Raw genomic sequence first — 26,829 nt, 5'->3', positions numbered from 1 at the left:
TGGGGAAACTAGGAGATGGTTGCCTTCTTGATCTTTACTTCTTCCTTCGGTGCGCCATCGCCACTACCCATCGAGGACTGCCCGTCCTCAGCGATGCCAGCCTCAGCGATCTTGTCCAAGGTGGCCAGGCCTTCCTCATTTATGGTGCCAAAGTAGGTGTAGGAAGGCGCCAACGGCGATTCACCGTAATTGAGGAAGAACTGGGAACCGTTGGTGTTTGGTCCGGAGTTGGCCATAGCCACGGTGCCACGCTCGTAGAGGACGGACGTGCTCGTGTTCTCTGCGTCATCATCGACCGGATACTCATCGGCGAATTGGAAGCCGGGGCCACCAGCGCCGGTGCCGGACGGATCACCACACTGAAGGACGTTGATACCACCGGAGGTCAGACGGTGGCAGACGGTGTTATCGTAGTAATTCTCCTTCACCAAGTACTCGATGGCGTTGACCGTGCAGGGGGAGACAGAGCGGTCGAGGGTGAGGCCAATCGGGCCGGCGGAGGTATCAAACTCAACGTCGACGGTGCCGGTGGTGGAGACGTTTTCCTGCGGGGGCAAACCCTTGAAAAACTCGTCGCGCTCGTCCTTGGTGTAGGTACAGCTGACGGACTCCGGCAGTGAGGTGGAGCGCTTCTTGGCCAATGCTGCCGGTTTCATATCTTCAGACGGGTCGGTGGACTGCTCGCTGGATTCCTCAGCAGAGATATCCTCATCCGAATCCCACGTTGCGGCGAAGTAGATACCACCGCCGACAAGTGCCAGCACCAGGACGGCAAGTGCGGCGACAGACCACGGCTTGCTCTTTTCCTTGCGGTCGCGGGCTTTCAGCTCGCGGTCGAGTTCTTTCAGTGCGTCTTTGCCGCGCTGGGCGTTGTTCGTCACGTTGGCGGACCTCCACTTGTGGATTGATCGATTCATGTGCGGCCACGGTTGAGTTAGCCGGGCCGGATGCAGATAAACAGTATCAGCATAAAGGCGCTGGTTTTCTGTAGGTGCCTGCGCACGTGGCGCGGAATCTCTACGCTAGGGAAGTATGGCTACCGTAACTTTTAGAAATGAACCGACTACAACCTCTGGTGAGCTGCCCGCAGTAGGGGAGGCTTTGCCAGCTTTTGAGCTTGTTGGCGGCGACATGGGCACGCTGACGGACAAGGATTTCGCAGGCAAGAAGATTGTGCTCAACATCTTCCCGTCCCTAGACACTGGCGTGTGTGCTCAGTCAGTCCGCGCGTTCAACGAGCTCGCAGCTAACTTCGAGGACACCGTTGTGCTGTGTGTATCCAAGGATTTGCCGTTCGCACAGCAGCGTTTTTGTGCAGCCGAGGGTATTGAGAACGTTGTCAGTGCATCTGCTTTCCGTTCCACCTTTGGTGAGGATTACGGCGTGATCTTGCAGGGTTCCCCGATTAAGGGCCTGCTGGCTCGTTCTGTTGTTGTGACTGATGCAGACCACAAGATTGTCCACACTGAGCTCGTTCCTGAGATTGCCAATGAGCCGGACTACGAGGCGGCAAAGAACGCCCTGGAGAGCTAAATGCAGATCCAGGGACTCGCCGGTGGGCCATTCCAAACCAACACCTACGTCGTCGTAGGTAAGCCTGGTGCCAATGGCCGTCCGGAAGCCTTCGTCATTGATCCGGGTAAGGATATGGCGGGGCTGGTGAGGGAGGTCGTCGATAAGGCGGGCGCCGACCTCGTGGCCGTGGTGCTCACCCATGGGCACATTGACCACACGCGAGATTGCGCAGAGTTCGATGTGCCGGTGTACATCCACCCGGAGGATGAAGTCATGCTGGACCCCAAGTGGGGTGCACCCGGCAACTTTGGGCAGATCTTCGATGTTGATGCGATGAAGCAGCCGGAGGATCTCCGCCACGTTGAGATCGGCCGGATGGAATTTGCAGGCCTTGGATTCCGTACGGTGCATGCTCCGGGCCACTCGCCGGGCTGTGTGCTGTTCATCTCGGAGGATGAGGACGTGGTGTTTGCCGGTGACGTCTTGTTCGCTGGCTCTATCGGGCGCACCGACCTGCCGTTGTCGGACCCAGCAGCTATGGACCGCACGCTGGCCGGGCCAGTATGGGATTTGGATGACAAACTGACCGTCCTGCCGGGCCATGGCCCCATGACCACGGTTGAGCGGGAGCGTGCCACCAACCCATATCTCAAAGCAGCGGGGCAGGGGCGCTAAGATCGCCAAGGTGACCACCGAAAAGAGCGAAAAGTTCCAGCCCCTCTCCGCGCCGAAAGGCGTGCCGGATTATGTGCCTCCGGCTTCAGCGACGTTCCACGCGGTGCGTTCGGAGTTTGTGAAGCAGGCTCATCTTGCCGGATACCAGCACATTGAGCTGCCGGTTTTTGAGGATACAACGCTCTTCGCGCGCGGTGTGGGCGAATCCACCGATGTGGTGTCCAAGGAGATGTACACCTTCGCCGACCGTGGTGACCGCTCGGTGACCCTACGCCCGGAGGGCACCGCCGGTGTTATGCGTGCCGTCATTGAGCACAACTTGGACCGCGGTCAACTGCCGGTGAAGCTCAACTACTACGGCCCGTTCTTCCGCTATGAGCGCCCGCAGGCCGGCCGTTACCGCCAGCTCCAGCAGGTCGGCGTCGAAGCAATCGGCGTAGATGATCCGCTTCTTGATGTTGAGGTCATTGCGCTGGCTGACCGCTGCTACCGGTCCATCGGCTTGACCGGTTTCCGTCTTGAGCTGACCAGTCTGGGCGACCGCAACTGCCGCCCGGCCTACCGCCAGAAGCTGCAGGACTTCCTGCTTGATCTTCCGCTGGATGAGGAGACTCGCCATCGTGCACAGATCAACCCGCTGCGCGTGCTTGATGACAAACGCTCAGAGGTCCAGGAGATGACCGCCGATGCGCCGCTCATGCTCGACCACCTCGACGCCGATTGCCGTGAGCACTTCGAAACCGTCACCGGTTCCCTTGATGACCTGGGTATCCAGTACGTGATCAACCCGCGCATGGTCCGTGGTCTGGATTACTACACCAAGACCTGTTTCGAGTTCGTCCACGACGGCCTCGGTGCCCAGTCCGGCATCGGCGGCGGTGGCCGCTACGACGGTCTCATGGCCCAGATCGGCGGCCAGGAACTCTCCGGCATTGGTTTCGGTCTCGGCGTCGACCGTTCGATCCTCGCACTCGAAGCCGAAGGTGTCACGCTCGAAGGCGTTGACCAGCGCGTGCAGGTGTACGGTGTCGCCATTGGTTCTGAGGCTACGAAGAAGATGGCCTCGCTTATCGACGAGCTCCGGGCCAACGGCATCTCCGCCGACATGGCCTACGGGGGCCGTGGCCTCAAGGGTGCGATGAAGGGCGCGGACCGCTCCGGTGCACACACCGCACTGGTCCTCGGCGACCGCGAGATCGAAACCGGTGAAGTCACCGTGAAGAACCTCGAAGACCACTCCCAGAAGACTGTTGCGCTTGACGCCGGGGCGATCATCGACGCGATCTTTCTTTAAGGGGCATTGCCCCTTAAAGAAAGGGAAGGGAGAAGGGGTCCTTAAGGGAAGAAGAGAGGGAAATGGGACTAACCCCTAGAAAGCTAGGGGTTAAAGTCTTCGACCGTTAGAAATCTATCGTTAAAGTCAGTGTGCGCATGGCAAAGCTTGAGGAATAGGCTGCTCTAGCACTCGGTGATGCTCACTGGGAAGCCCAGCTGAACCGCGAGGCCACCGACGGATGTTTCCTTGTATTTGGTCATCATGTCGAGGCCGGTGGCAGCCATGGTTTCGATGGCATCGTCGAGCGTGACAATGTTGGTGCCGTCGCCCCATTTTGCTAGGCGTGCGGCGTTGATGGCTTTGACAGCGCCGATAGCGTTGCGTTCGATGCAGGGGACTTGGACAAGGCCGCCGACGGGGTCGCAGGTGAGCCCAAGGTTGTGCTCAAGGGCGATTTCGGCGGCGTTTTCTACTTGTTCTGGGGTGCCGCCGAGTATGGCGCACATGCCGGCTGCAGCCATGGCTGAGGCGGAGCCAACTTCGCCTTGGCAGCCGACTTCCGCGCCAGAGATGGATGCGTTGGTTTTGATGATGGCGCCGATAGCGCCGGCGGTGAGGAGGAACTCGCGGGCGCGTTCGGGGGAGAAGTCTGTAGTGAAATCTCGGCAATAGTGCATGACGGCAGGGATGATGCCGGCGGCGCCGTTGGTGGGGGCAGTGACAACACGGCCGTGAGCAGCGTTTTCCTCATTCACGGCGAGGGCGTAGAGGTTGACCCACTCCATAGCATCTAAGCCTTCGGAGTTGTGGCGTTTTTGCTCACTGGTCAGGAGTGCGTACATGCGTGGGGCGCGGCGGCGGACATTCAATCCTCCGGGAAGGGTGCCCTCGGTGGAAATGCCGTTTTTCACGCATTCCTGCATGGCAGACCAGACGCTGTCCAGATGAGCGGTGTAGACGGTTGCCCCGTGGGTGATGTTCTCATTGCGCGCGATAACCTCGGCGATAGTCAGACCAGTGCGGTCGCACACTGCAAGGAGATCCGCGGAAGAGTTGAAGGAATGGAGTCCATCGGGTTGTGAATCGGTGTGTTTTTCCTCCGCTTCCGCAAGAGCGGTGGCAGCGGCGATGCCGGAGCTGGCGCCTTCACCAGCTGCTTCCTGCATGGCGGCGCGGTCCATGATGAAGCCACCGCCGACGGAGTAGTACTCGGTGCGGCTGGCCAGGCGGGTGCCGCGAGCATCCCAGGCATCGAAGATAAGGCAGTTGGGGTGCTCTGCAACAGGCTTGGGGTTGAAGGCGAGCTCGTAGTCGACGGTGCCGTCTGGTCCACTGATGTTGCCTTTGGCTGGGATGGGGTCGCCGGGCACGGGTTCTACGGACTGGTCAGTGGTTAGCGGCGTGTAGCCGACCAGGCCCAGAAGTACGGCGCGGTCGGTGCCGTGCCCCACACCGGTGGCCGCCAAGGAACCACGCAGTTCCACATGGACTTCTGCGGGGAGCTGACCAAGCTTTTCCACAAAAGCAGCGCTAGCGCGCATCGGGCCCACCGTGTGGGAAGAGGACGGGCCGATGCCGATGCTGAAGAGGTCAATGACGCTCACGCGATGTGATGACATGACAACGAGGGTAGCGCGTATCGGGGACACAACAATTAGCTCACCGGGGGCACTCCGAGCGAAGCCTAAGGGTGTTAGTCTGAAGCATAGGTTAGAACCACAAACTACAGGCAGGTTCGTGCCACCCACTAGAGGAGATACACATGGCAACAGTGACCTACAACAAGGCGACACGGATTTATCCGAAGGCGACGTCACCGAGCGTCGATAAGCTTGATCTTGAAATCGCTGACGGTGAGTTCCTTGTACTAGTCGGACCGTCTGGCTCCGGCAAATCCACCGCACTGCGCATGCTCGCAGGCTTGGAGGAGACAAACGAGGGCCGAATTCTCATCGGGGACCGTGATGTCACCGATGTTTCCCCCAAGGACCGTGACATCGCGATGGTCTTCCAGAACTACGCGCTCTACCCGCACATGACCGTGCGTGAAAATATGGGCTTTGCTCTGAAGATCGCCGGGATGGACAAAGACGAGATCAATCGTCGCGTTGAGGATGCGGCGAAGACCCTGGATCTAACGCAGTACCTAGACCGTAAACCGAAGGCTCTCTCAGGTGGTCAGCGTCAGCGCGTAGCCATGGGCCGTGCGATCGTGCGTGAACCGCAGGTCTTCCTCATGGATGAGCCCCTGTCCAACTTGGATGCGAAACTACGTGTGCAAACACGTACGCAAATTGCCAGCCTCCAGCGCCGCATGGGTGTGACCACCATCTACGTCACGCACGATCAGACTGAGGCTCTGACAATGGGTGACCGCATTGCAGTGCTGAATTTTGGTGTTCTGCAGCAGGTGGGAACCCCACGTGAACTGTATGAAGAACCGGAGAATGTGTTCGTCGCAGGCTTCATCGGCTCCCCGGCGATGAACCTGTCCACCTTCAACGTTGAAGGCAACGTGGCCACCTTGGGTGAGGCCTCGATCCCGCTCGCGGATGAACACCTTGCAGCGATGACCGCGGAGGACAACAACCAGATCATCCTGGGCTTCCGCCCTGAGGCACTCACTGTTGTGAACTCCAGCACGCAGCACACGGTGCCAGTGCAGGTGGACTTCACCGAAGAGCTTGGTTCTGACTCTTATGTCTACGGCAGCCTGGTTGGCGGCGAGTGGCGTGAGGAAGGCACTGATGATGCAGCAGCCGGCCAGATTGTGGTGCGCGTTGCGCCGATGTCTGGTTACAGCAAGGGTGACGTCATCCACGTGACCATCAATGAAGGTGGCCTGCACGTCTTTTCCAAGTCGACCGGCAAACGCATTTAGTAGCCGGAGCCGACCGCCACGAAAGTACTGCCATGTCCGAGAGAATGAGCGTCCAGTCGCCGGCCTACGCCAAAGCGCTGTTAGGCCTGCCCTGGGCGATCCCACTCGCGGAGTGGCCTGCTGATCTCCTGGCCGCGTACCCGCGTGGCATTTCACGGCACACCGTCCGTTTGGTCTCTGTTGATGGCATGGCCTTGGCTATCAAGGAGATCGGTGAGTCTGTGGCGTATCACGAGTACCGCACGTTGAAGAAGCTGCGGGACTTGGACATTCCCTGCGTGAAGCCGGTTGCTGTAATCGCGCAGCGCACGAATGATGCCCGCGCTGAGGAGCTCACGCCGTGCCTTGTCACAGAACACCTTGAGTTCTCCTTGCCATACCGCGATGTGTTCAGTCGCTCGCTCGCGCCGGGGACGGTGAACAAACTGATTCGCGCACTGGCCGTGTTGTTGGTGCGGCTGCATTTGCTCAATTTCTATTGGGGCGATGTGTCTTTGTCCAACACGCTTTTCCGGCGTGATGCGGACGAATTTTCGGCGTACCTTGTGGATGCGGAGACAGGGGAGTTCCATTCCCCGCTGTCTGAGGGCCGCAGGCTTTACGACGTCGAGGTGGCTCGCGTCAACATCATCGGCGAACTCATGGACCTTCAGGCCGGTGGGTTCATCGCCGACACCGTTGATGTGATTGCCCTGGGCAATGCTGTTGATGCGATTTACCACGAATTGTGGGAGCTGATGACGGAAGAGCTCGTGGTGGAGGGCGATGCGTTCAGTCAGATCGCAGCGCACATTGAAAAGATCAACTCCCTTGGCTTTGACATCGGGGAAACGGAGATCACCCACGAGAAGACTCGGCGGGACTCTGACGGGAAAACCGTTGATGTGTACCGCGTGAGTATTGAGCCATCGGTGTTTTCCACGGGATTCCACAGCCGCAAGCTGAAAAAACTCACTGGCCTGGATGTGCAGGACCGTCAAGCACAGCGCCTGCTCAGTGAGATGGAGGTCTACCGTGCGTTGCACCACGGCGACACCCTTTCCCTGGAAGATGTGGCACTTGATTGGCTGGTGAATAGGTATGAGCCCGTAGTGGCACTCACCCCCGCTGCATTGCGCACAAAGCTGGAACCGGCGCAGGTCTTCCACGAAATATTGGATCACCGCTGGTTCATCTCCGAGAACGAGAAGCGCTACGTCCCCTTGGAGGAAGCCGCCAAGTCCTATTTCCACACCATCTTGCCGGAACGCCCAGATGAGGCGCGGATTTACAGCGCGTTGGGGCCAGATGATCCGGATGGTCCGGATCATCCAGACGACCCGGACGGGCTGGCGCCCGATAGTTCTTAAAAATGAAAAACAGAAAATGACAAGAATTCCAATGAAGAGCGAGGTTCATGCGATGAAACACTCCACACGCACGTTGGCTGTCCTAGCCACGATCGGGTTGAGTACGTTATGTCTTTCCGCATGTGGTCAGAACAATGGCCCCAGTGTGTACTACTTGAATTTCAAGCCTGAGCAGGCGAAGACGTTTGAGCTTATTGCTGAAGAGTACACCGCAGAAACGGGTATCCCGGTGAAGGTAGTCACCGCGGCATCTGGCTCCTACATGCAGACACTCAAGGCGGAGATGGCAAAGTCCAATGCGCCGACTCTGTTCCAAATCAACGGGCAGGAAGGCTACGGCGTATGGAAGAACTACCTCGCCGATATGTCTGACTATGAGATCACTGAGGCTTTGCAGGATGATGCACAGCCGATCAAGGATACGCAAGGCAACGTTGTGGGCGTGCCCTTTGCTATGGAGGGCTTTGGCATCCTCTACAACGAGGAAATCCTGGATGCCTACTTTGCTCTCCCAGGGGCAAAAATTACCTCCATGGACGGAGTGAAGTCCTTTGCAGATCTGAAGGTTCTCGCGGAAGACATGCAGGCGCACAAGGACGAGTTGGGTATCAACGGTGCCTTTGCTGCCACCTCACTCGGTGCAGGCGAGGAGTGGCGGTGGACGAATCACTTGATGAATGGCCCGATTCACTACGAAATCGTAGACCGCAACATCCATGAATTCGCCGACATGGAGGAGATGAAGTTCCTCTACGGCGACAACTACCGCAATCTGTTTGATCTTTACCTGCAAAATTCCACGGTGAAGCCGAGTCTTGCATCGGCGCGTGCCGTGTCTGACTCGATGGCGGAATTTGCTACCGGCAAGGCCGCGATGGTGCAGAACGGTAACTGGGCATGGAGCCAGATTTCCAGCGAGGGCGGAAACGTGGTCAAGGAAGACAAGATCAAGTTCATGCCCATGTACATGGGGTTGCCCAATGAAGAAAATGTGGGCATCAACGTGGGCACAGAGAACTTCATTTGTGTAAATACCAAGGCCAGCGAAGAAGATCAGCAGGCCACCCGCGACTTCCTCAAGTGGCTCTTCCTATCTGATCGCGGCAAGGAGATCGTGGTCAACGACCTGGGTTTCATTGCTCCGTTCAAGAACTATGACGCGGAGGATGTGCCCGATGATCCGCTGGCGCGTCAAGTTCAGGAAGCGCTGAACGATGAGACGGTGGAGGCACTGCCGTGGGATTTCCAGTTCTCCCCAAACCAGCAGTTCCGTGACCTGTATGGCCAGAATCTTGCCCAGTACGCCAACGGCAGAATGCCGTGGGAAGAAGTGGTGAGCAGGCTTCAAGCGGATTGGAAGTATGAGATGGCTAACCAGATTGCATTACTGGATTAGGCACGACGGGACTAAGCGAGAGGTCACATCATGCAAGACACATTAAAAAAATTCTTTCCCATATTTGTGCTGCCAACTCTGATCGCGTTTGCTATCGCGTTCTTTGTTCCGTTTCTCGTGGGTACAGCTCTTTCATTCACGAGCTTCACCACGATTACGGATGCAACTTGGGTTGGCCTAGACAATTACGCACAGGTATTCAGCGAGCGCGAAGGATTCGGCTCCGCGTTGCTGTTCACGTTTGCCGTGGCAGTGGTATCCATTATCAGCGTCAACGTCATTGCTTTTGCTGTGGCGTGGACGTTGACCCGGAAGCTGCGCGGCACTAACTTCTTCCGCACCGTGTTCTTCATGCCCAACCTGATCGGTGGCATCGTGCTGGGCTACACCTGGCAGTCCATGATCAACGCGGTCTTGGCAAACTATGAGACAACGATTTCTGCGGATTGGCGTTTCGGCTACGCCGGCCTGATCATTCTGATGAACTGGCAGCTCATTGGTTACATGATGATCATTTACATCGCTGGCCTGCAGAATGTTCCGCCGGAGCTCATTGAGGCCGCAGAGATTGACGGCGTGTCCAAGTGGCAGCAGCTATGGCACGTGACCATTCCGCTCATGATGCCGTCCATCACTATCTGTCTGTTCCTGACCTTGTCCAATACGTTCAAGGTCTATGACCAAAACTTGGCGCTCACAGATGGCGCACCTGGTGGGTCGACGGAGATGGTCGCCCTCAACATCGTCAAAACCATGTTCAACCGAGTGGGCGCTGAAGGCGTCGGCCAGGCCAAGGCGGTCATTTTCGTCGTGGTCGTCGTTGCCATCGCCATGTTCCAGCTCCGCGCAACGCGCAGCCGCGAAGTGGAGGCTTAAATCATGACAACCAGTATCTCTACCCCCAACAGTGCGAAAGCACCCGACCAGACGAAGCGAACGGCTACGGATGAATCGACGGTGTCCAGCGGTGCAAAAGGGCTAATCTACGCGGTGCTGATCTTCCTCACCGTGGTGTTCCTGGGCCCGATCTTCTTCATCTTGCTCAACTCGTTTAAGGATCGTTTTGCCATTTCGACGAATCCTTTTGCTCTACCCGTCGGTGATCTGTGGGCGGGGTTGACTAACTACATCACTGGTGTGCAAGGCGAAGGTTTCGGCTGGGCCATCGTGTGGTCGTTTGTGATCACAATTAGCTCGGTTGTCGTCATCGTGTTCTTCTCCGCCATGACCGCGTACTACATCACCCGTGTGAAGACGTGGTGGACGAGCGCGCTGTACTACACCTTCGTGTTCTCCATGGTCATTCCATTCCAGATGGTCATGTTCCCCACGGTGGTCATTGCTGACCGTCTGGGCTTGGCTAACCCGCTAGGCATGGTTGTCCTGTACCTCGGCTTCGGCGCAGGTTTGTCGGTGTTCATGTTCTCCGGCTTCATCAAATCTATCCCGCTGGAGATCGAGGAAGCAGCGGTCATCGACGGCTGCTCGCCCCTGGCCACCTTCTTCCGCGTGGTCATGCCGATGCTGAAGCCAACGGCGATCACCGTGGCCATCTTGAACGCCATGTGGATCTGGAACGACTACCTGTTGCCGTACCTGGTCATTGGTTTGTCCACGCCGTACCGCACCATCCCTGTTGTCATCCAGCAATTCATTGGTTCCCAGGGCGACCGTGATTTGGGAGCAATGATGGCTATGCTCGTGCTCGCCATCACGCCAATCATCATCTTCTACGTCGCTGCCCAGAAGCACATCATCGAAGGTGTTGCTGCCGGTGCTGTGAAGGGTTAGACCAACGGTTTAACAATGCAGGCCTTTCACCCTGATTCGAAGTTCATGGCCGCCTTCAACCTGTTCGCTGACATTGTCATTGTGAACATGTTGTTGGTGGTCACATCCCTGCCCGTGGTCACTGCCGGGGCGGCACTGCGCGCTGCCAACGTGGTGGTCGGGGATATGGTGCAAGGCATAGGCTCCCGCTACGGGTTGGCCTTTATCCGTCAACTCACGGTGGAGTGGAAGAACGTCACCGTGTATTGGCTGGGGCTCCTCGCCGCGATTGCTCTGCTGGTGTACCAACAGTTTGTAGTCTTCCAAGCAGGCGTGACAGGAATCACGCTAATTGTCATCCAAGGGTTAGCACTCGCAGGAACCTTCATTATCGTTGGAATTAGCGTGTGGTTTTTCGCGTTGGTGTCGCTCCTCTGGAGCGACACCAACGAGACGCTGACTCAGATTGCTGGAACGGCAGTGCAATATACCTTCCGTTATCTCGGCTACACAGTGGCTGCCGTGGCAGTTCTCGTGGCAGCTGCTGTCATCACTATGAAACTCCCCGTGGCGCTGTCTATTCCGATGGTATTCTTCCTCATCCCGGCGATAGCGCTCTTTCTCGTGCGCTTGATACTTGCCTTACCGCTGGGACAGGAACTGGGAGAGTAGACGGGGAGTGGTGCCCCTAGGCTGCGTCGAAAAGCGCGGCCAGATTCGAGGCCGTGATCACCCCCAGCGGATGCTGGTTGGCGTTTCCATCCTCGGTGATGATGACCAAGCGCGGAAGAGTGTCGTGTGCCGCGGTGGAGGTGAGTGTTGCGATGACTTTTGTGGCTGTTGCATCGCGCGGAAGAAACACGGCTTGGTCCTTGCGTTCATTGAACGTGAGCACGTGGCGGATATCCCTATGCATGAGAGTGTCAGTGTCGCCCAGCTCGTTAGCCAGCCACCGTGCAATCGTATTGGTGGTCAACACGCCAATGCACTGCTTGCCCTCATAAATAGGGAATTGTGAAATGCCGGTATCGCGGATAGAGCTCAAAGCTTCATACACATCATCCTCCGGCCCAAAGGTGATCACATCCTGATGGCCAATCACCTCCATCGCCGTTGGTGGGTGCAGCAACTGGTCACGGATTTTTTCGATCTCCGTCACCGTTTCCTGCAAAGGCTCCGCAATCGGGCGGAAATTCTGGTACTCGCCGTGGCTGATGGCATTGCGGAGGCTGGCGAATTCCTTGAGATCATTCGCCTGAGCAGGGGTGAGAACATGATTCTTCTCTGCCTTTGACACCATCCAGTTGAAGCTATCGGACTTCTTCGCGTTTAGTTCGGTGCGCAGAAAAGACTCAATGTCATTGAACGCAGCGAGGAAGGGTACTGCCCGGTTGGAATAGGCCTCAGTCATCGGTGCCGTACCTCATGCTTATTTGTAGACGCCACGGTTAAGGGTGTCGCATGCCTTCATCTGACCAGAGGAGTAGCCGGCAAGGAAAGCTTTTTGGCGTTGTTCAGAAGAACCATGAGTCCAGGAATCCGGATTCACCTCACGGCCCGAACGCTCCTGAATATGGTCATCACCAATCGCACGTGCTGTCTGAACTGCTTGCATAACCTGGTCTTCGGTGATTGGCTCAAGCATCGCGTCCGCACCCTTATCGGCGCGGGATGCCCAGATGCCGGCGTAGCAGTCAGCCTGCAGCTCAATGGCAACCGCTGCGGAATCTTCGCCAGGGTTGTTGTAATCGCTCAGGCCCAGAGTGCCCTCGATATTTTGAATGTGGTGGCCCCATTCATGAGCAAGCACGTACATCTGCGACAAGGAACCGTCACTACCGCCGAGCCTTTGCAGCTGGTGGTAGAAAGTGACATCCAAGTACACCGTTTGGTCACGTGGGCAGTAGAACGGTCCCGTATCAGAGGACGCAAAACCACAACCGGTTTGGACATTTCCCTGGAACATCTGCAGACTCGGCATGCTGTAATCCAGGCCGGCTTGCTCAGCTAAAACCGCTGGCCACAGGGAATTGAGGGAGTCGGCTGTAGCTGCCGCGCGGCATTCTGGAATCTCATTGACAGCACCGTCAACAGCACACTGTGTGAGATCAAAACCTTCGGGGGCAACCTGGTTCTGCTCCTGCTGGGGTATGCCACCACCGCCGATGCTGCCAAGATCACCGCCGAGGAGGAGGAACAGCCCAACGAGAAGTAATGTGCCCAGACCGCCGCCGCCCAACATGACGGGCAAGCTGCCACCGCCTCCACGCGCACCACCTGACGTGCTTACGCCTTTGCCCGATGGTCGCACACCGCTTTTAAAAGTCATGGACAAATCATGCCATAAGTTCAGGTGCTTCCGTCGGAAGCTCTGTGAAGGTGGAGGTGGTCTGGTGCTCAAATAGGCATTCGGTAGAATCGCGTGAGTTAAATATTAATTGGCGACACGTGGAAGGACGTGGACTGCACCGTGCTGCGCACTCACCTCGCGGGGGATCTCCGCAAAGAAATGGATGGTCAAACCGTCACACTCACCGGATGGGTGGGTCGCCGCCGCGACCACGGCGGAGTGATCTTCATCGACCTGCGTGACCGTTCTGGCTATGCCCAGGTAGTTTTCCGTGAATCTGACGTTGCGGAAGCCGCGCATGATCTGCGCAGTGAGTACTGCGTAAAGGTCACAGGTGTTGTTGAGCCGCGCCCGGAGGGCTCTGCGAACCCGAACCTGGCTTCCGGTGAGATTGAGGTCAACGCAACGGAACTTGAGGTTCTTTCTACCGCCGCACCGCTGCCGTTCCAGGTGGAGGACTTCTCCAACAACGAGGTGGGTGAGGAAACTCGTCTGCGTTACCGCTACCTCGACCTGCGTCGTGAGCGCCAGGCAAACGCATTGCGTCTACGTTCTGCTGCGAACAAGGCCGCCCGTGATGTTCTGGCTCAGCATGAGTTTGTGGAGATTGAAACGCCGACGTTGACGCGCTCCACCCCGGAAGGTGCACGTGACTTCCTGGTGCCGGCTCGTCTGCGCCCGGGTTCCTGGTACGCACTGCCACAGTCCCCGCAGCTGTTCAAGCAGCTGCTCATGGTGGCTGGCATGGAGCGTTATTTCCAGATTGCGCGCTGCTACCGTGATGAGGATTTCCGTGCGGACCGCCAACCGGAGTTCACCCAGTTGGATATTGAGGCCAGCTTTGTGGACCAAGATGACATCATCGCTCTGGCAGAAGAGATCCTAGTGGCGCTGTGGAGGCTCATCGGTTACGAGATCACGACGCCGATTCCGCGGATGACCTACAAGGAAGCGATGGAGAAGTACGGCTCGGACAAGCCGGATCTGCGCTTTGATATTCAGCTGGTGGATTGCACAGAGTTCTTCAAGGACACCACCTTCCGCGTTTTCCAAAACGAGTACGTGGGTGCTGTGGTTATGGAAGGCGGTGCCTCCCAGCCGCGCCGTCAGCTGGATGCATGGCAAGAGTGGGCGAAGCAGCGTGGTGCTAAGGGTCTTGCTTACATCCTCGTGCAGGAGGACGGCGAGCTGGCTGGCCCGGTGGCTAAGAACATCACGGATGAGGAGAAGGCCGGCATCGCAGCACACGTTGGCGCGAAGCCGGGTGACTGTATCTTCTTCGCCGCTGGTGAGACGAAGGCATCCCGCGCACTGTTGGGCGCTGCCCGCGGTGAGATTGCTAACAAGCTTGGATTGATCAAGGAAGGCGATTGGGCATTCACCTGGGTTGTCGATGCGCCGCTGTTCGAGCCGGCAGCAGAGGCAACTGCTTCTGGTGACGTGGCACTGGGCCACTCCCAGTGGACCGCTGTGCACCACGCTTTCACGTCCCCGAAGCCGGAGTACCTGGATACCTTTGACAAGGAACCGGGTGAGGCGCTTGCTTACGCCTACGACATTGTCTGCAACGGCAATGAGATTGGTGGCGGCTCCATCCGTATCCACAACCAGGATGTGCAGAAGCGCGTGTTTGATGTCATGGGCATCAACGAGGAAGAAGCACAGGAGAAGTTCGGCTTCCTGCTCGACGCATTCTCCTTCGGTGCACCACCGCACGGCGGTATCGCTTTCGGTTGGGACCGTATCGTCTCCTTGCTCGGTGGCTTTGAGTCCATCCGTGATGTCATCGCCTTCCCTAAGTCCGGAGGCGGTGTTGATCCGTTGACGGATGCTCCGGGCCCGATTCCGGCAGCGCAGCGTAAGGAAACCGGTGTGGATTTCAAGCCGGAGGCCAAGAAGTCCGATACGGCCGATAAGGCAGAGTAGACCGAAGATCGCACAGCAGCATCATGCTGGTTGGCGGCAATACTTATGTTGAATCACGAGCAGATCATTGACCTCGCCGAAGCGATGTTAAATCATCGCTACGGCGGGCAGCAGCAACTGACGGAACCGGAGGAACTCTCCGGCACCGGTAGCACTACTGTGTTGCGTTTGCGTGTGGCTAATAACCCGTTTTTGTCGCATCGTTCAGTGGTGGTGAAGTATTCGCCACGCACGGGCGATCCGATTGATGATGCTGCTTTTGTACGTGAAGTGGTGGCCTACCAGTTCACTACCTCGCTGAGTGAGGATGTCCGCCCGGGGCCGGTCATGCTGGGCTATGACTTGGACAAGCGCGCGATTATCCTGTCTGATTCCGGTAACGGCGACACTTTGGCCACGCTGCTGGAAACCTCGGATGAGGAACAGCGGGTGAAGCTGTTGCGGAACCTTGGGACGTCGTTAGGCAAAATGCACGCGGGTACAGCCGGCGCGGAAACGAGCTTCAACATCTTGCTGGCCCGCATGGTCAAGAATATTGAGGGCGCGCGAGATGTGCAGCTGATGCGTGAAGGACTGCTGGAAAATCGCATTCTCGAGGGCCTCGAAATTGTGCGCCATGCCGGCATTGAGGTGCCTGAGAACGTGGCCTCCATCGCTGACACGGTGCAGGTGCGCATGCTGCATGGTGGCTCGCGAGCATTCACGCCTTTTGATCTGTCGCCAGACAACATCCTGTTCGCGGACCGCACACAATTCCTGGACTACGAGTGGGCTGGTTTCCGCGATGTCATGTTCGACGTTGCTGGTGTGATTGCTGGCTTCCCGCAATACATTTCCTCACAGCCGTTGAGCGATAAAGAAGCAAAAGTCTTCGTTGAGGCATGGGCAGCTGAAGTAGGTGGGGCGTGGCCTTCGGTGAACAACGAGGACACGTTGCAAGCTCGCATCACCGCGTCACTCATTGGTTGGGCATTTTTCAGCGTGTCCATCCTGTACGTGGACGGGGATGACACGCTGTCCGGGACCCGCTACGGCAAGGGTGGTTGGGTAGTGGACGTAGACTCGCCGTCCGGGCAGGACACGGACATGTTCGACCCACAGATCCGTGAGGAAGATGTGGAGCGTGGTGCGAAGATTCTGCGGTCATCTGTACGGCAGGATCTTACGGTAGAGGAAATTGCTATTCGCCGTGATGTCGCTGGCACATTCGATGCGCTGGCACGGTACGCGGCGACGGGCACGGAACCGACGTATGCGGAGATTTCCTCCTTTGCTGCGTCTGTTGCGGAGCGTTTGACGTGACACAAGGCGGACTGTTTTCGAACCCGGCGGATTCAGCGGATTCACTATCATCCGCCCCGCGCGGTGTCGCGTTCTTTGAAGCAGGAGCCACAGCACCGTTGGCTGCGCGGATGCGACCGCGCAATCTGGATGAACTCGTCGGCCAGCAGCATTTGTTGGGCCCCGGCCGTCCGTTGCGCCGCCTGGTGGAAGGCTCCGGCGATGCGTCGGTGATTCTCTACGGTCCGCCGGGGACGGGGAAAACAACGATTGCTTCACTCATCGCGCAAACGATGGGGCAGAACTTCGTTGGGCTTTCCGCGTTGTCCTCTGGTGTGAAGCAGGTCCGTGAGGTCCTGGATGCCGCTCGCCGCGATCTGGTGCGTGGTCAGCACACCGTTCTGTTCATCGATGAGGTTCACCGTTTTTCCAAAACCCAGCAGGATGCGTTGCTCGCCGCGGTGGAGAATCGGACGGTACTGCTGGTCGCAGCGACCACGGAGAATCCTTCTTTCAGCGTGGTTGCCCCGTTGCTCTCGCGTTCGTTGCTGCTGCGCTTGGAGTCTTTGTCCGACGCGGATATCGCAGCGGTACTTGAACGTGCCGTCAAGGATGAGCGGGGGCTCAAAGGAGCAGTTTCGCTTGACGACGCTGCCCGGGACCAACTCGTCCTCCTCGCCGGGGGTGATGCCCGCCGCGCGCTGACCTATTTGGAAGCAGCCGCCGAAGGAGCCGAGGATGGCCGTATCACGACCGACGTGATTGAGCGCAGCGTTGACCGTGCTGTTGTGCGTTATGACCGTGATGGGGACCAGCATTATGACGTCATCTCTGCTTACATCAAGTCAATCCGTGGCTCTGATGTGGATGCGGCGTTGCACTATCTCGCCCGGATGATTGAGGCGGGGGAGGACCCGCGCTTCATTGCCCGGAGGTTGGTTATCCACGCATCAGAGGACATCGGCATGGCGGACCCAACTGCGCTGCAGGTGGCTACGGCTGCGGCGAATGCGGTGCAGTTCATCGGCATGCCAGAAGGCCGCCTGCCTCTGGCGCAAGCGACCATCCACCTTGCCACCGCGCCGAAATCCAATTCGGTGTACAAGGCGATTGATGCAGCGCTCGCTGACATCCGTGAAGGCCACGCAGGCACCGTTCCACCGCATCTGCGCGACGGGCACTATGAAGGGGCCAAGGCTGTGGGCAACGCGGTTGGCTATGTTTACCCCCACGATGATCCCCGCGGTGTGGTGCAGCAACGCTACATCCCTGAAGGTTTGGATGAAGCCCGCTACTACACACCTAGTGACCATGGCGCAGAAAAAAGGATCAGCGAATATGCCGAACGTCTGCGCCGGATGGTGCGGGGTGATGGGGCGAGCCAGTAGGCGTCGACAAGCATTATGCGCAGAGCGGGTAAGGTGATGCGCGTTAAGTTTTGCTTCCACGTTCCACATTTATTGCATCTTGTAAGGATTCTTTCGTGCAAACTCATGAGATCCGCGACCGGTTCACACAGCACTTCGTCGATGCGGGCCACGTGCCCGTGCCCAGCGCATCGCTGATTCTGGATGACCCGACGCTGCTGTTTGTGAACGCCGGTATGGTGCCTTTCAAGCCGTACTTCCTTGGCCAGCAGAATCCGCCTTTTGAAAGTGGAACCGCAACTTCTATTCAGAAGTGCGTGCGCACCCTGGATATTGAGGAAGTGGGCATTACCACCCGCCACAACACTTTCTTCCAAATGGCTGGCAACTTCTCATTTGGTCAGTACTTCAAGGAAGGCGCCATCACTCTGGCGTGGGAGCTGTTGACTAAGCCTCGAGACAAAGGCGGCTTTGCACTTGATCCGGAGCGCTTGTGGGTGACCGTGTTCACCCAGGACGATGAGGCAGCGCAGATTTGGGAAAAGAAGATTGGCGTGCCAGCCGAACGCATTCAACGCATGGGCATGGAGGATAACTTCTGGTCCATGGGCGTGCCTGGCCCGTGCGGTCCCTGCTCAGAGATTTACTACGACCGTGGTCCGGAGCACGGTAAAGAAGGTGGCCCGATCGCTGATGACAACCGTTATATGGAGATCTGGAACCTCGTGTTCATGGAGTCCATTCGCGGTGAAGGCGATAAGAAGGGTGGCTTTGAGATTCTCGGGGAGCTACCGAACAAGAACATTGATACCGGCTTGGGTATTGAGCGTTTGGCCTGCATCCTCCAGGGCGTAGACAACGTCTACGAAACTGACCTGCTGGCGCCGGTGATCACCAGTGCGGAAAACCTCACCGGCACGAAGTACGGGGGAAGCCATGAGTCTGATGTACGTTTCCGTGTCATTGCGGATCACTCTCGTACCGCGATGATGATCATTCTCGATGGTGTGACGCCGTCTAACGAAGGCCGTGGCTATATTCTCCGCCGCCTGCTGCGCCGCATCATCCGCTCCGCACGTCTGCTGGGTGCGCAGAGCCACACCATTGAGACGTTCATGAACACCATCATGGACACCATGACTCCTTCCTTCCCGGAGATTGCTGACAACCGTGAGCGCATTCTGCGCGTCGCTGTGGCTGAAGAGAAGGCATTCTTGAAGACGTTGGAGTCCGGCACACACCGCTTCGATGAAGCAGCTGCGCACGTGAAGGAATCCGGCGCCACTGTTCTGTCCGGTGAGCAGGCATTCGAACTGCACGACACCTACGGTTTCCCGATTGACCTCACACTGGAGATGGCAGCGGAAGCCGGCTTGGACGTGGACATGGATGCTTTCCACGCCGCGATGGAGGAGCAGCGCAACCGCGCGAAAGCTGACAGTAAAGCCAAGAAGACCGGCAATATTGATGAATCGTTGTATCGCGAATGGGTGGATGCGCACCCGACTGAGTTTGTCGGCTTTGAAGAACTCGAACATGACTCCAAGGTCATCGGCCTTGTTCGTGGTGGGGCGAAGGTCAACGAAGCCGCCCAGGGTGATGAGGTTGAGGTCATTCTTGACGTCACTCCAATGTATGCGGAGGGTGGCGGGCAGCTGGCTGACCGTGGCCGCATTGTCATCGGCGATACCGTTCTGACAGTTCATGATGTGCAGAAGGTGGGCAACAAGAAGCTCTGGGTGCACAAGGCAACCGTGGAAAACGGTGGTTTAGATGTAGGTCAGGTTGTGCGCGCCGAGGTTGATCCGAAGTGGCGTCACGGCGCACGCCAGGCACACACCGCTACCCACCTCATCCACGCGGCTTTGCGCCAGGTGCTTGGCCCCACAGCAGTTCAGGCTGGTTCCATGAACAAGCCGGGTTACCTGCGCTTTGACTTCAACTACACAGAGCAGCTCAGCCCGGCGCAACTGGAAGAGATCTCCCTCATTGCCAACCAGGCAGTGGACGCAGACTTTGCTGTGAATACCTTTGAGACCTCCCTGGCAAAGGCCAAGGAGATGGGTGCTATGGCTCTGTTCGGCGAGAACTACGGCGACCAAGTACGCGTGGTGGAGATTGGCGGCCCGTTCTCCATTGAGCTGTGCGGTGGTACTCACGTGGAGCATTCCTCCCAGATCGGCCCGGTGGCCGTGCTGGGTGAATCCTCCGTTGGTTCCGGTGCACGCCGTATTGAGGCGTACTCAGGCATGGACTCTTTCTCCTACTTTTCCAAGGAAGCAGCTATTGCTAATGCCTTGGCAGGGGAGATGAAGACTCCGTCTGATCAGTTGCCGGACCGTATTGCTCAGTTGGCAGAGCGATTGCGTGCTGCTGAGAAAGAAATTGAGAATCTGCACAAGCAACAGTTGGCTAGCCAGACCGGAGAGTTGCTCAACAATGCGGAAACCATCGGCGGTGTGAAATTCCTCGGCGTCAAGCTCCCGGATGGTGTGGGCGGCGGAGACCTGCGCACCATGGCACAGGATTTGCGTGGCCGTTTCGGTGAAACCGCAGCGGTCATCGTGCTTGCCTCCGATAACGGCGGCAAGGTCCCATTTGCCGTGGCGGCAACCCCGGCTGCCGTCGATAAGGGCATTAAGTCTGGCGCTTACGTTGGTCTCTTCGGTGGCTACATCGGCGGCAAGGGCGGCGGCAAGCCAGACCTGGCGCAAGGCTCCGGGTCGGATGCTGCTGGTATTGGTGCTGGCTTCAACGCTGTGCGGGAGGAGCTTGGCCAGCTCTAGTTTGATTTAGGATAGAGTGCTTCCAAGGTCACGAAATGATTACGTGACACACCCAGCAGCGGGTCTGTGGCGGTGTTTTTACCAACTACCGTGGTGGGGGCACACGCACAGCTGCCGCACATCTGACACACAATTGAGGTTCACGCGAGTATATGAAGGTACATCCGGATACGCCTGGGGTTGATGATCCTGGGGCAGGCCGCCGCATCGGCATTGATGTGGGCACCGTACGTATTGGTGTCGCTTCCTCTGACCGCGATGGACTGCTTGCCACCCCCGTGGAAACGGTGCCTCGCGTGACCGGTTTCAAGGACCGTGATGGTGAGGATATTGAGCGGCTGCTGGAGATCATTGAAGAGTACGAGGCGGTTGAAGTGGTCGTGGGTTTACCGCGCGACCTCAAGGGCAACGGCTCTGCGAGTGTGAAACATGCCAAGGAGATCGGGTTCCGCATCTCTCGGCGTAGTGAAGTTCCAGTGCGGTACGCAGATGAACGTTTGACCACGGTTGCTGCAACCAACGCTCTGCGTGCGTCGGGAGTGTCGGAGAAGGCAGGACGTGCGGTGATTGACCAAGCAGCTGCGGTGGCAATCCTGCAATCCTGGCTTGATGGTCGTGCCAACGCACTCGCCGCACAGCAGGACCAGAACCCAACTTCCGCTGACCCTTCTCTGCTGAATAACCCCAAGGAGATCTAATCGTGAGCACGGCACAAACCTCTCTCGGGCGCACCCGCGGTGTCGCGGTACTCATCGTGTCCATTTTGCTGATTCTCGGAGCAGTGGTGTACATCGGTGTTGCCCGTTCCACCTCCTCGGGCAGTGACTTCAATGGGGACGGTAATGGTGTGGAGAAGATTGTAGAGATCCCCGAGGGCTCTAATCTGACCGCTCTTGGGCCAACGCTGGAGGAGCTAGGCGTCGTTCGTTCTAACCGGGCTTTCCAGACCGCGGTGATGGCTAATCCAGATGCGGATAACATTAAGCCGGGCTTTTACCGCCTGCAGGAGAAGATGAGTGCGAAGTCCGCTGTTGCTGCCTTGCTGGACCCGGCCACCCAGGTTGAAATGTTGAAGATTCCAGGTGGACAGACGCTTAACGATGTCCGCGTGGTGGGGGGAGACGTTCGTTTTGGCATCTTCTCCAGCATTGCCCGCGTGACGTGTGGTGAGGACGGCAAGGCTGAGGGGTGCATCCACGTCGATGAGCTAAAGGAGGTCGCCGCCCAGGCGGATGCTTCTGAGCTTGGTGTGCCGGAGTGGGCGCTGGGCCAAGTCGGCGCACGAGTGGGTGATCCGAAGCGCCTTGAGGGGTTGATCGCCCCGGGTGAGTACGTGGTGGACCCACATGCTGATGCGAAAGCGATTCTGACCGATCTGATCACACGTTCCACAAACACGTACAACGCCACCGACATCGTCGGCCGCGCAAAGGCGATTGGTCTGAGCCCGTACGAGCTACTTATCGCAGCCTCCCTGGTGGAGCGCGAGGCGCCGGCAGGGGAATTTGAAAAGGTCGCTCGCGTGATTCTCAACCGTCTTGACTCTTCCATGCGGCTTGAGTTCGACTCGACGGTGAACTACGGCCTTGAGTCCGTTGAGGTTGCTACCGGTGACTCGGACCGTCACCGTGAAACCCCGTGGAATACCTATGCCAAGGATGGTCTCCCCGATACACCGATTGCTTCACCTTCGGAGGAGGCAATCCGTGCGATGGAGAACCCGGCTGAGGGTGATTGGCTCTTCTTCGTCACCATTGACAAGGACGGCACCACGTTGTTCACCAACACGTTTGATGAACACCAGGAAGCAGTTCAGCGGGCTTATGAGTCCGGAATCCTGGATTCCCAACGCTAGTGAACGAGTCGGTTGACATGGCCGTTATTGAACACCGCGCAGCCGTACTAGGTAGCCCCATCGCTCATTCGCTGTCATCGGTGCTGCACTCGGCAGGCTATGCCGCGGCGGGCCTGGATGGCTGGGAGTACGAGCGCATTGAGTGCTCGGCTGAGCAGCTGCCGGACATCGTTGGCAATGCGGATGAGAGCTACCGGGGTTTCTCGGTGACCATGCCCGGCAAGTTCGCGGCACTGGCATTCGCGGATGAAGTCACGGATCGGGCGCGCACAATCGGCTCCGCTAACACATTGGTGCGTGAGTTTCGCGGTGGCAGTACCTTCTGGCGTGCTGATAACACGGACTGCGAGGGCATTTCCGGTGCACTCAATGAGCTGGTAGGTCCAGAGAAGAAACTTGGACATGTGCTGCTCATCGGCAGTGGCGGCACCGCCCGTCCGGCGCTTTGGGCGCTGGTCCAGCGTGGCGTGGATAAGGTCACGGTACTCAATCGGTCGGACCGTTCAGAAGAACTTGCTCCTTTGTTGGAGGGTACGGGGGTGGAAACGGACTTCATCAACTTTGAGCGTGATCTCCGGGATCTTGCCTTGAGCGTGGACGCGATTATCTCCACGGTGCCAGCAAAAGTTCTGGAAACTCGCTTTGCTGAGCTGGGTCACGCGCCAGTCCTGGATGTGATATATGATCCTTGGCCGACACCACTGGCTACCTGTGCTGCCTCCAACGGTCACATGACTGTGGGGGGATTGGTTATGCTGGCCTGCCAAGCCTATTCCCAGTTTGAACAGTTCACCGGTGTGGACGCGCCGCGAGAGGAGATGCGGGAAGCATTGTTCCGCCACGTCGGCTGGGTCTCACCGACTGGTGTGACGCGACAGAATCGGCTGTAGGATTAAGCCATATGCCCTGATCTGGGGGGATCAACATGTTTGGGGGATTGATCGCTCACACATATCTAGTGGCGCTGGCCGTCGCCACGCTTGTAGCGCTTGTGTGGACAGTGGCACTGGTTGTTTGGGATGTGCGTGAGCAGCGCTTGCCTAATGCGCTTACTCTTTCCGCAGCAGCAGTAGCGGTGACGGTGTGCTTCTTCTATCCCACGGGGTGGTGGGGGTTGCTGTGGCCAGGGATGTTTGTGGCCGTAGCATTGGCCGCGCCCAACACGAACCCCGGAATCAGGACACATGCTGGAATCGGCGGCGGGGACATCAAACTCGCCGTGTCACTTGGGGTTGCTGCAGCGCTGGCGGGTGGTGTCATGGGCGTGCTGGGGGCGATGTTGTTGAGCAGTGCTATCACGGTGTTCGTCCTTCTTATGGCCCGCCAATCCGGCATGGCTCATGGCCCGTCGATGCTTATTGCAGCTTGGCTGGTGGTCATTGCGTGCGCCCTTGCGTGAGACTGTGTAGCCAATGTGAGACAATGCCTGCATGCTTCGATGGACTACTGCAGGTGAATCCCACGGTCAGGCGCTTATCGCGATGGTTGAGAATATGCCGGCCGGGGTCACTGTCTCCACTGAGGAGATCGGCCACCAGCTTGCCCGCCGCCGCCTTGGTTACGGCCGTGGTGCGCGCATGAAGTTTGAGCAGGACGAGCTTACGGTTCTTTCCGGTGTGATTCACGGGAAGACGATTGGTAGCCCGATTGCTGTGATGATTGGCAATACGGAGTGGCCGAAGTGGACCACCATCATGTCCCCGCATGAGCTGGACATGGATGACCCGGAGGTGGCCAAGGCTATGAACTCTGGCCGTGGTGCGGCACTGACTCGTCCGCGCCCAGGTCACGCCGATTTCGCTGGCATGATCAAGTATGGCTTTGATGCGGCGCGCCCGGTGTTGGAGCGGTCGTCCGCACGCGAAACTGCGTCGCGCGTGGCGGCCGCAACGATCGCGCGTTCTTTCCTGCGTGAGGTGCTGGGTGTTGAGGTGCTCTCACACGTCATTTCCATCGGTGTGTCTGAGCCGTACACCGGCCCGCTTCCCACGTTTGAGGATATTGAGCTTATCGACGCCTCCCCGGTCCGCGCCTTTGGCACCGATGCTGAAGCGTCCATGATCGCGGAGATTGAGGCGGCGAAGAAACAGGGCGACACGCTCGGCGGCATCGTCGAGGTCATAGTGGAAGGACTGCCGATTGGTCTGGGTTCCCACGTCTCTGGTGAGGCACGTCTGGATGCGCAGCTGGCTGCAGCACTCATGGGTATCCAAGCGATCAAGGGCGTTGAAATTGGCGATGGCTTTGAGGAAGCGCGCCGTCGTGGCAGTGAGGCCCACGATGAGATGGTGCGCGATGGTCATGGTGTGAGCCGTGAGACGAACCGTGCTGGTGGCCTCGAAGGTGGAATGACCAACGGAGAAGCCCTGCGTGTTCGTGCCGCAATGAAGCCGATTTCCACCGTTCCGCGAGCACTGAAGACGGTGGATATGTCCTCCGGTGATGCAGCAACAGCGATTCACCAGCGTTCGGACGTGTGCGCGGTGCCGGCTGCTGGCGTGGTTGCGGAAGCTATGGTGGCACTCGTGCTCGCACGTGCTGTTTTGGAGAAATTCGGTGGTGACAGCATCGAGGAAACAAAGCGCAACGTCGAGGCGTATAAGCAGTACGTTGCAGAGCGTCTTGCTTTTGAAGGGAACAGCGATGACTAGCTCGGAGTTCCCAGTGCCCAAACCTGGCCCGCGTCGCCCAACCACACCGCCAGCGCCTGCGGAGAACCTGGGGGATGTTGCGGATGGTAATGCCGGGGAGCATGTTGTCCATGGCTCCCCACGCGTTGTTCTTGTCGGGCCTCCCGGTGCCGGCAAATCCACCATCGGCCGCCGCCTTGCCCGTGCGATGAACCTGCCACTGGTGGATTCGGACGAACTCATCGCTCAAGGCGAAGGCAAGCCCACCGGCGAGGTGTACTCAGAGCTCGGTGAGGAACGCTTCCGCGAAGTGGAAGCTGAATACGTTGCGCGCTCCCTGGCATCTGGTGGTGTCGTGAGCCTGGGTGGTGGGGCCGTGGTCACCGAATCGACCCGCCAGCTTTTACTAGCGCACACCGTCGTGTGGATTGATGTGTCGGTGGAAGAAGGCGTACGCCGGACGTCCGGTAATGATTCCCGCCCGGTACTCAACGCCGAGGATCCGGTTGAGCACTACCGTTCGCTTCTGGAAACACGTGAGCCGTTCTACCGGGAGGTAGCAATGCACCGAGTGCGCACGGATTCACGTCCACCACAGCGCCTCGTTGCGGAGATTCTCCACCTCATTGAATCGCGCTAACCCACCCACGGGTAGCAATAATCAACGCATCACAACCAACAAACAGCACAGAAAGCGTTTCACCATGGCGGTTATCAGTGTCACTGGCCCCAACCCGTACAACGTGCACATTGGTGCCGGACTGGACGAGCAGATCGCCTCGCGCGTAGCGGAAACAGGCGCACGTCAGGTAGCGATCATTCATCAAGGTCCGCTTGCTCCGGTCGCGGAGCGACTGCGAGGTCTCATCGCTGCAATGGGCGTGGAGGTCACTCTCGCGGAGATCCCTGATGCGGAGGACGGCAAGTCCCTGCCTGTGCTCAGTGGTTTGTGGGATCTCTTCGGTGAGAAGAATTTCTCCCGCCAGGATGTTGTGCTTGGCCTCGGCGGTGGCGCGACCACGGACCTGGCTGGCTTTGCAGCCGCAACGTGGATGCGTGGCATCAAGGTCATCCAGGTTCCTACGACGTTGCTTGCCATGGTCGATGCGGCTGTGGGCGGGAAGACCGGCATCAACACGGACGCGGGCAAGAACCTCGTCGGTGCCTTCCATGAGCCGGATTCCGTGTTCATTGATCTGAACCGCCTGGACACCCTCGCGCATGAGGAATTCGTGGCGGGTTCCGCCGAGATCATCAAGACCGGTTTCATCGCGGACCCCGTCATCCTGGAGATCTACCAGCAGGGCGATGATGTGCCGAAGAACAAGATTGGTGAGCTCATTGAGCGATCAGTCGCTGTTAAAGCCAAGGTGGTTAGTGAGGATCTGAAGGAGTCGTCGTTACGCGAAATCCTCAACTATGGGCACACGCTCGGGCACGCTTTGGAGAAACGTGAGGAATATCGCTGGCGTCACGGCAATGCTGTTGCCGTGGGCATGATGTTCGTCGCAACGCTGGCAAAGAATAGGGGGCTTATTAGCGATTCTGTGGTGGCCCTCCACCGCGACATTCTCACGAGCGTGGGGCTTCCGGTGACCTATGACCCGGATGCTTTTGATGAGCTGTATGAGGGCATGACGCACGACAAGAAGAACCGCGACGGGCGCATCCGTTTCGTCGTGCTGGAAGGCATTGGCAAGCCATCGCGCCTGGAAGATGCGACGATTGAGGAGATGGGTGAGGCGTACACTGAGCTCACGCAACTGAAGTAG

Annotated in this window: 24 protein-coding genes; 20 read left to right on the top strand and 4 right to left on the bottom strand. The window is 58.1% G+C overall.

Annotated elements, in window-relative coordinates; genetic code table 11:
- Positions 1-8: 8 nt before the first annotated feature.
- Entirely contained in the window at positions 9-917 is a 909-nt protein-coding gene (locus F4V54_RS01155; protein ID WP_249041186.1) for a peptidylprolyl isomerase, read from the bottom strand.
- Between the two features lie 115 nt (positions 918-1,032).
- Here F4V54_RS01155 and tpx point away from each other — a divergent pair, with 115 nt between their 5' ends.
- The 3 genes from tpx to hisS are packed head-to-tail and all read left to right on the top strand — an operon-like array spanning position 1,033 to position 3,484.
- Entirely contained in the window at positions 1,033-1,533 is a 501-nt protein-coding gene (tpx, locus tag F4V54_RS01150; protein WP_150385956.1) for a thiol peroxidase, read from the top strand.
- Positions 1,534-2,190 (top strand): MBL fold metallo-hydrolase, encoded by a 657-nt coding sequence (locus tag F4V54_RS01145; RefSeq protein ID WP_150385955.1) that lies wholly within the window; start codon positions 1,534-1,536, stop codon positions 2,188-2,190. It begins immediately after the preceding gene.
- Between the two features lie 10 nt (positions 2,191-2,200).
- Positions 2,201-3,484: a histidine--tRNA ligase gene (gene hisS, locus F4V54_RS01140; RefSeq protein ID WP_150385954.1), complete on the top strand. Its 1,284-nt coding sequence runs from the start codon at positions 2,201-2,203 to the stop codon at positions 3,482-3,484.
- A 164-nt stretch (positions 3,485-3,648) separates the two neighbouring features.
- On the opposite strand, the gene F4V54_RS01135 is transcribed toward hisS, so the two are convergent.
- Positions 3,649-5,085 carry an L-serine ammonia-lyase gene (locus F4V54_RS01135; protein ID WP_150385953.1) on the bottom strand — a complete coding sequence of 479 codons (1,437 nt, stop codon included), beginning with the start codon at positions 5,083-5,085 and terminating at the stop codon, positions 3,649-3,651.
- Positions 5,086-5,228: 143 nt separating this feature from the next.
- On the opposite strand from F4V54_RS01135, the gene F4V54_RS01130 reads away from it, so the two are divergent.
- From F4V54_RS01130 to F4V54_RS01105, 6 genes are read left to right on the top strand one after another with little or no spacing between them, the layout of a single operon-like run.
- On the top strand, positions 5,229-6,347 hold the full coding sequence (locus tag F4V54_RS01130) for an ABC transporter ATP-binding protein (protein WP_150385952.1): 1,119 nt from the start codon (positions 5,229-5,231) through the stop codon (positions 6,345-6,347).
- A gap of 32 nt (positions 6,348-6,379) precedes the next feature.
- A complete protein-coding gene (locus F4V54_RS01125) occupies positions 6,380-7,696 on the top strand; it encodes a DUF4032 domain-containing protein (RefSeq protein ID WP_052092708.1) in 1,317 nt (438 codons plus the stop codon).
- Positions 7,697-7,748: 52 nt separating this feature from the next.
- Positions 7,749-9,092 (top strand): ABC transporter substrate-binding protein, encoded by a 1,344-nt coding sequence (locus tag F4V54_RS01120; protein WP_034663486.1) that lies wholly within the window; start codon positions 7,749-7,751, stop codon positions 9,090-9,092.
- Between the two features lie 30 nt (positions 9,093-9,122).
- Entirely contained in the window at positions 9,123-9,968 is an 846-nt protein-coding gene (locus F4V54_RS01115) for a carbohydrate ABC transporter permease (RefSeq protein ID WP_034663487.1), read from the top strand.
- Positions 9,969-9,971: 3 nt separating this feature from the next.
- Positions 9,972-10,883 carry a carbohydrate ABC transporter permease gene (locus tag F4V54_RS01110; RefSeq protein WP_034663489.1) on the top strand — a complete coding sequence of 304 codons (912 nt, stop codon included), beginning with the start codon at positions 9,972-9,974 and terminating at the stop codon, positions 10,881-10,883.
- 15 nt (positions 10,884-10,898) lie between these two features.
- Complete coding sequence (locus F4V54_RS01105; RefSeq protein ID WP_150385951.1) at positions 10,899-11,534, top strand: MusI family membrane protein; 636 nt, start codon at positions 10,899-10,901, stop codon at positions 11,532-11,534.
- 16 nt (positions 11,535-11,550) lie between these two features.
- Here the strand turns inward: F4V54_RS01105 and F4V54_RS01100 are convergent, their stop codons facing one another.
- Positions 11,551-12,273: a CBS domain-containing protein gene (locus F4V54_RS01100; protein ID WP_102723800.1), complete on the bottom strand. Its 723-nt coding sequence runs from the start codon at positions 12,271-12,273 to the stop codon at positions 11,551-11,553.
- Positions 12,274-12,291: 18 nt separating this feature from the next.
- Positions 12,292-13,191, bottom strand: coding sequence for a KPN_02809 family neutral zinc metallopeptidase (gene ypfJ, locus F4V54_RS01095; protein WP_084576525.1), 900 nt, complete (start codon positions 13,189-13,191; stop codon positions 12,292-12,294).
- Positions 13,192-13,332: 141 nt separating this feature from the next.
- Here ypfJ and aspS point away from each other — a divergent pair, with 141 nt between their 5' ends.
- The 11 genes from aspS (at position 13,333) to aroB (ending at position 26,829) form a co-directional block, all read left to right on the top strand.
- On the top strand, positions 13,333-15,138 hold the full coding sequence (gene aspS / locus F4V54_RS01085; protein WP_034663605.1) for an aspartate--tRNA ligase: 1,806 nt from the start codon (positions 13,333-13,335) through the stop codon (positions 15,136-15,138).
- 45 nt (positions 15,139-15,183) lie between these two features.
- Positions 15,184-16,440, top strand: a complete 1,257-nt coding sequence (locus tag F4V54_RS01080; protein WP_150385950.1) for a phosphotransferase family protein — start codon at positions 15,184-15,186, stop codon at positions 16,438-16,440.
- Complete coding sequence (locus tag F4V54_RS01075; protein WP_034663499.1) at positions 16,437-17,807, top strand: replication-associated recombination protein A; 1,371 nt, start codon at positions 16,437-16,439, stop codon at positions 17,805-17,807. The genes F4V54_RS01080 and F4V54_RS01075 overlap by 4 nt, the downstream gene beginning before the upstream one ends.
- A 95-nt stretch (positions 17,808-17,902) precedes the next feature.
- Positions 17,903-20,572 carry an alanine--tRNA ligase gene (alaS, locus tag F4V54_RS01070; protein WP_150385949.1) on the top strand — a complete coding sequence of 890 codons (2,670 nt, stop codon included), beginning with the start codon at positions 17,903-17,905 and terminating at the stop codon, positions 20,570-20,572.
- Between the two features lie 152 nt (positions 20,573-20,724).
- The gene (ruvX, locus tag F4V54_RS01065; protein ID WP_034663503.1) at positions 20,725-21,270 is read left to right on the top strand and encodes a Holliday junction resolvase RuvX; all 546 of its coding nucleotides are present in this window, start codon (positions 20,725-20,727) and stop codon (positions 21,268-21,270) included.
- A 2-nt stretch (positions 21,271-21,272) separates the two neighbouring features.
- Positions 21,273-22,427, top strand: a complete 1,155-nt coding sequence (gene mltG, locus F4V54_RS01060; RefSeq protein WP_150385948.1) for an endolytic transglycosylase MltG — start codon at positions 21,273-21,275, stop codon at positions 22,425-22,427.
- A 17-nt stretch (positions 22,428-22,444) separates the two neighbouring features.
- Positions 22,445-23,317 carry a shikimate dehydrogenase gene (locus tag F4V54_RS01055; protein ID WP_150385947.1) on the top strand — a complete coding sequence of 291 codons (873 nt, stop codon included), beginning with the start codon at positions 22,445-22,447 and terminating at the stop codon, positions 23,315-23,317.
- Positions 23,318-23,352: 35 nt separating this feature from the next.
- Positions 23,353-23,826: a prepilin peptidase gene (locus F4V54_RS01050; protein ID WP_150385946.1), complete on the top strand. Its 474-nt coding sequence runs from the start codon at positions 23,353-23,355 to the stop codon at positions 23,824-23,826.
- Positions 23,827-23,857: 31 nt separating this feature from the next.
- Positions 23,858-25,078: a chorismate synthase gene (gene aroC, locus F4V54_RS01045; RefSeq protein ID WP_150385945.1), complete on the top strand. Its 1,221-nt coding sequence runs from the start codon at positions 23,858-23,860 to the stop codon at positions 25,076-25,078.
- Positions 25,071-25,697: a shikimate kinase gene (locus tag F4V54_RS01040; RefSeq protein ID WP_249041185.1), complete on the top strand. Its 627-nt coding sequence runs from the start codon at positions 25,071-25,073 to the stop codon at positions 25,695-25,697. The genes aroC and F4V54_RS01040 overlap by 8 nt, the downstream gene beginning before the upstream one ends.
- Positions 25,698-25,761: 64 nt before the next feature.
- Entirely contained in the window at positions 25,762-26,829 is a 1,068-nt protein-coding gene (gene aroB / locus F4V54_RS01035) for a 3-dehydroquinate synthase (protein WP_150385944.1), read from the top strand.

Origin of the sequence: Corynebacterium tuscaniense, assembly GCF_008693065.1 — a bacterium.
Lineage (GTDB): Bacteria > Actinomycetota > Actinomycetes > Mycobacteriales > Mycobacteriaceae > Corynebacterium > Corynebacterium tuscaniense.
The sequence above is the reverse complement of the archived record's forward strand: the minus strand, read 5'-3'. Positions and strand labels throughout refer to the sequence as shown.

Coding starts and splice junctions, on each gene's coding strand:
- F4V54_RS01155 (WP_249041186.1), bottom strand. CDS start 917: ATGAATCGATCAATCCACAAGTGGAGGTCCGCCAACGTGACGAACAAC.
- tpx (WP_150385956.1), top strand. CDS start 1,033: ATGGCTACCGTAACTTTTAGAAATGAACCGACTACAACCTCTGGTGAG.
- F4V54_RS01145 (WP_150385955.1), top strand. CDS start 1,534: ATGCAGATCCAGGGACTCGCCGGTGGGCCATTCCAAACCAACACCTAC.
- F4V54_RS01135 (WP_150385953.1), bottom strand. CDS start 5,085: ATGTCATCACATCGCGTGAGCGTCATTGACCTCTTCAGCATCGGCATC.
- F4V54_RS01130 (WP_150385952.1), top strand. CDS start 5,229: ATGGCAACAGTGACCTACAACAAGGCGACACGGATTTATCCGAAGGCG.
- F4V54_RS01125 (WP_052092708.1), top strand. CDS start 6,380: ATGTCCGAGAGAATGAGCGTCCAGTCGCCGGCCTACGCCAAAGCGCTG.
- F4V54_RS01120 (WP_034663486.1), top strand. CDS start 7,749: ATGAAACACTCCACACGCACGTTGGCTGTCCTAGCCACGATCGGGTTG.
- F4V54_RS01115 (WP_034663487.1), top strand. CDS start 9,123: ATGCAAGACACATTAAAAAAATTCTTTCCCATATTTGTGCTGCCAACT.
- F4V54_RS01110 (WP_034663489.1), top strand. CDS start 9,972: ATGACAACCAGTATCTCTACCCCCAACAGTGCGAAAGCACCCGACCAG.
- F4V54_RS01105 (WP_150385951.1), top strand. CDS start 10,899: ATGCAGGCCTTTCACCCTGATTCGAAGTTCATGGCCGCCTTCAACCTG.
- F4V54_RS01100 (WP_102723800.1), bottom strand. CDS start 12,273: ATGACTGAGGCCTATTCCAACCGGGCAGTACCCTTCCTCGCTGCGTTC.
- ypfJ (WP_084576525.1), bottom strand. CDS start 13,191: ATGACTTTTAAAAGCGGTGTGCGACCATCGGGCAAAGGCGTAAGCACG.
- F4V54_RS01080 (WP_150385950.1), top strand. CDS start 15,184: ATGTTGAATCACGAGCAGATCATTGACCTCGCCGAAGCGATGTTAAAT.
- ruvX (WP_034663503.1), top strand. CDS start 20,725: ATGAAGGTACATCCGGATACGCCTGGGGTTGATGATCCTGGGGCAGGC.
- F4V54_RS01055 (WP_150385947.1), top strand. CDS start 22,445: ATGGCCGTTATTGAACACCGCGCAGCCGTACTAGGTAGCCCCATCGCT.
- F4V54_RS01050 (WP_150385946.1), top strand. CDS start 23,353: ATGTTTGGGGGATTGATCGCTCACACATATCTAGTGGCGCTGGCCGTC.
- aroC (WP_150385945.1), top strand. CDS start 23,858: ATGCTTCGATGGACTACTGCAGGTGAATCCCACGGTCAGGCGCTTATC.
- F4V54_RS01040 (WP_249041185.1), top strand. CDS start 25,071: ATGACTAGCTCGGAGTTCCCAGTGCCCAAACCTGGCCCGCGTCGCCCA.
- aroB (WP_150385944.1), top strand. CDS start 25,762: ATGGCGGTTATCAGTGTCACTGGCCCCAACCCGTACAACGTGCACATT.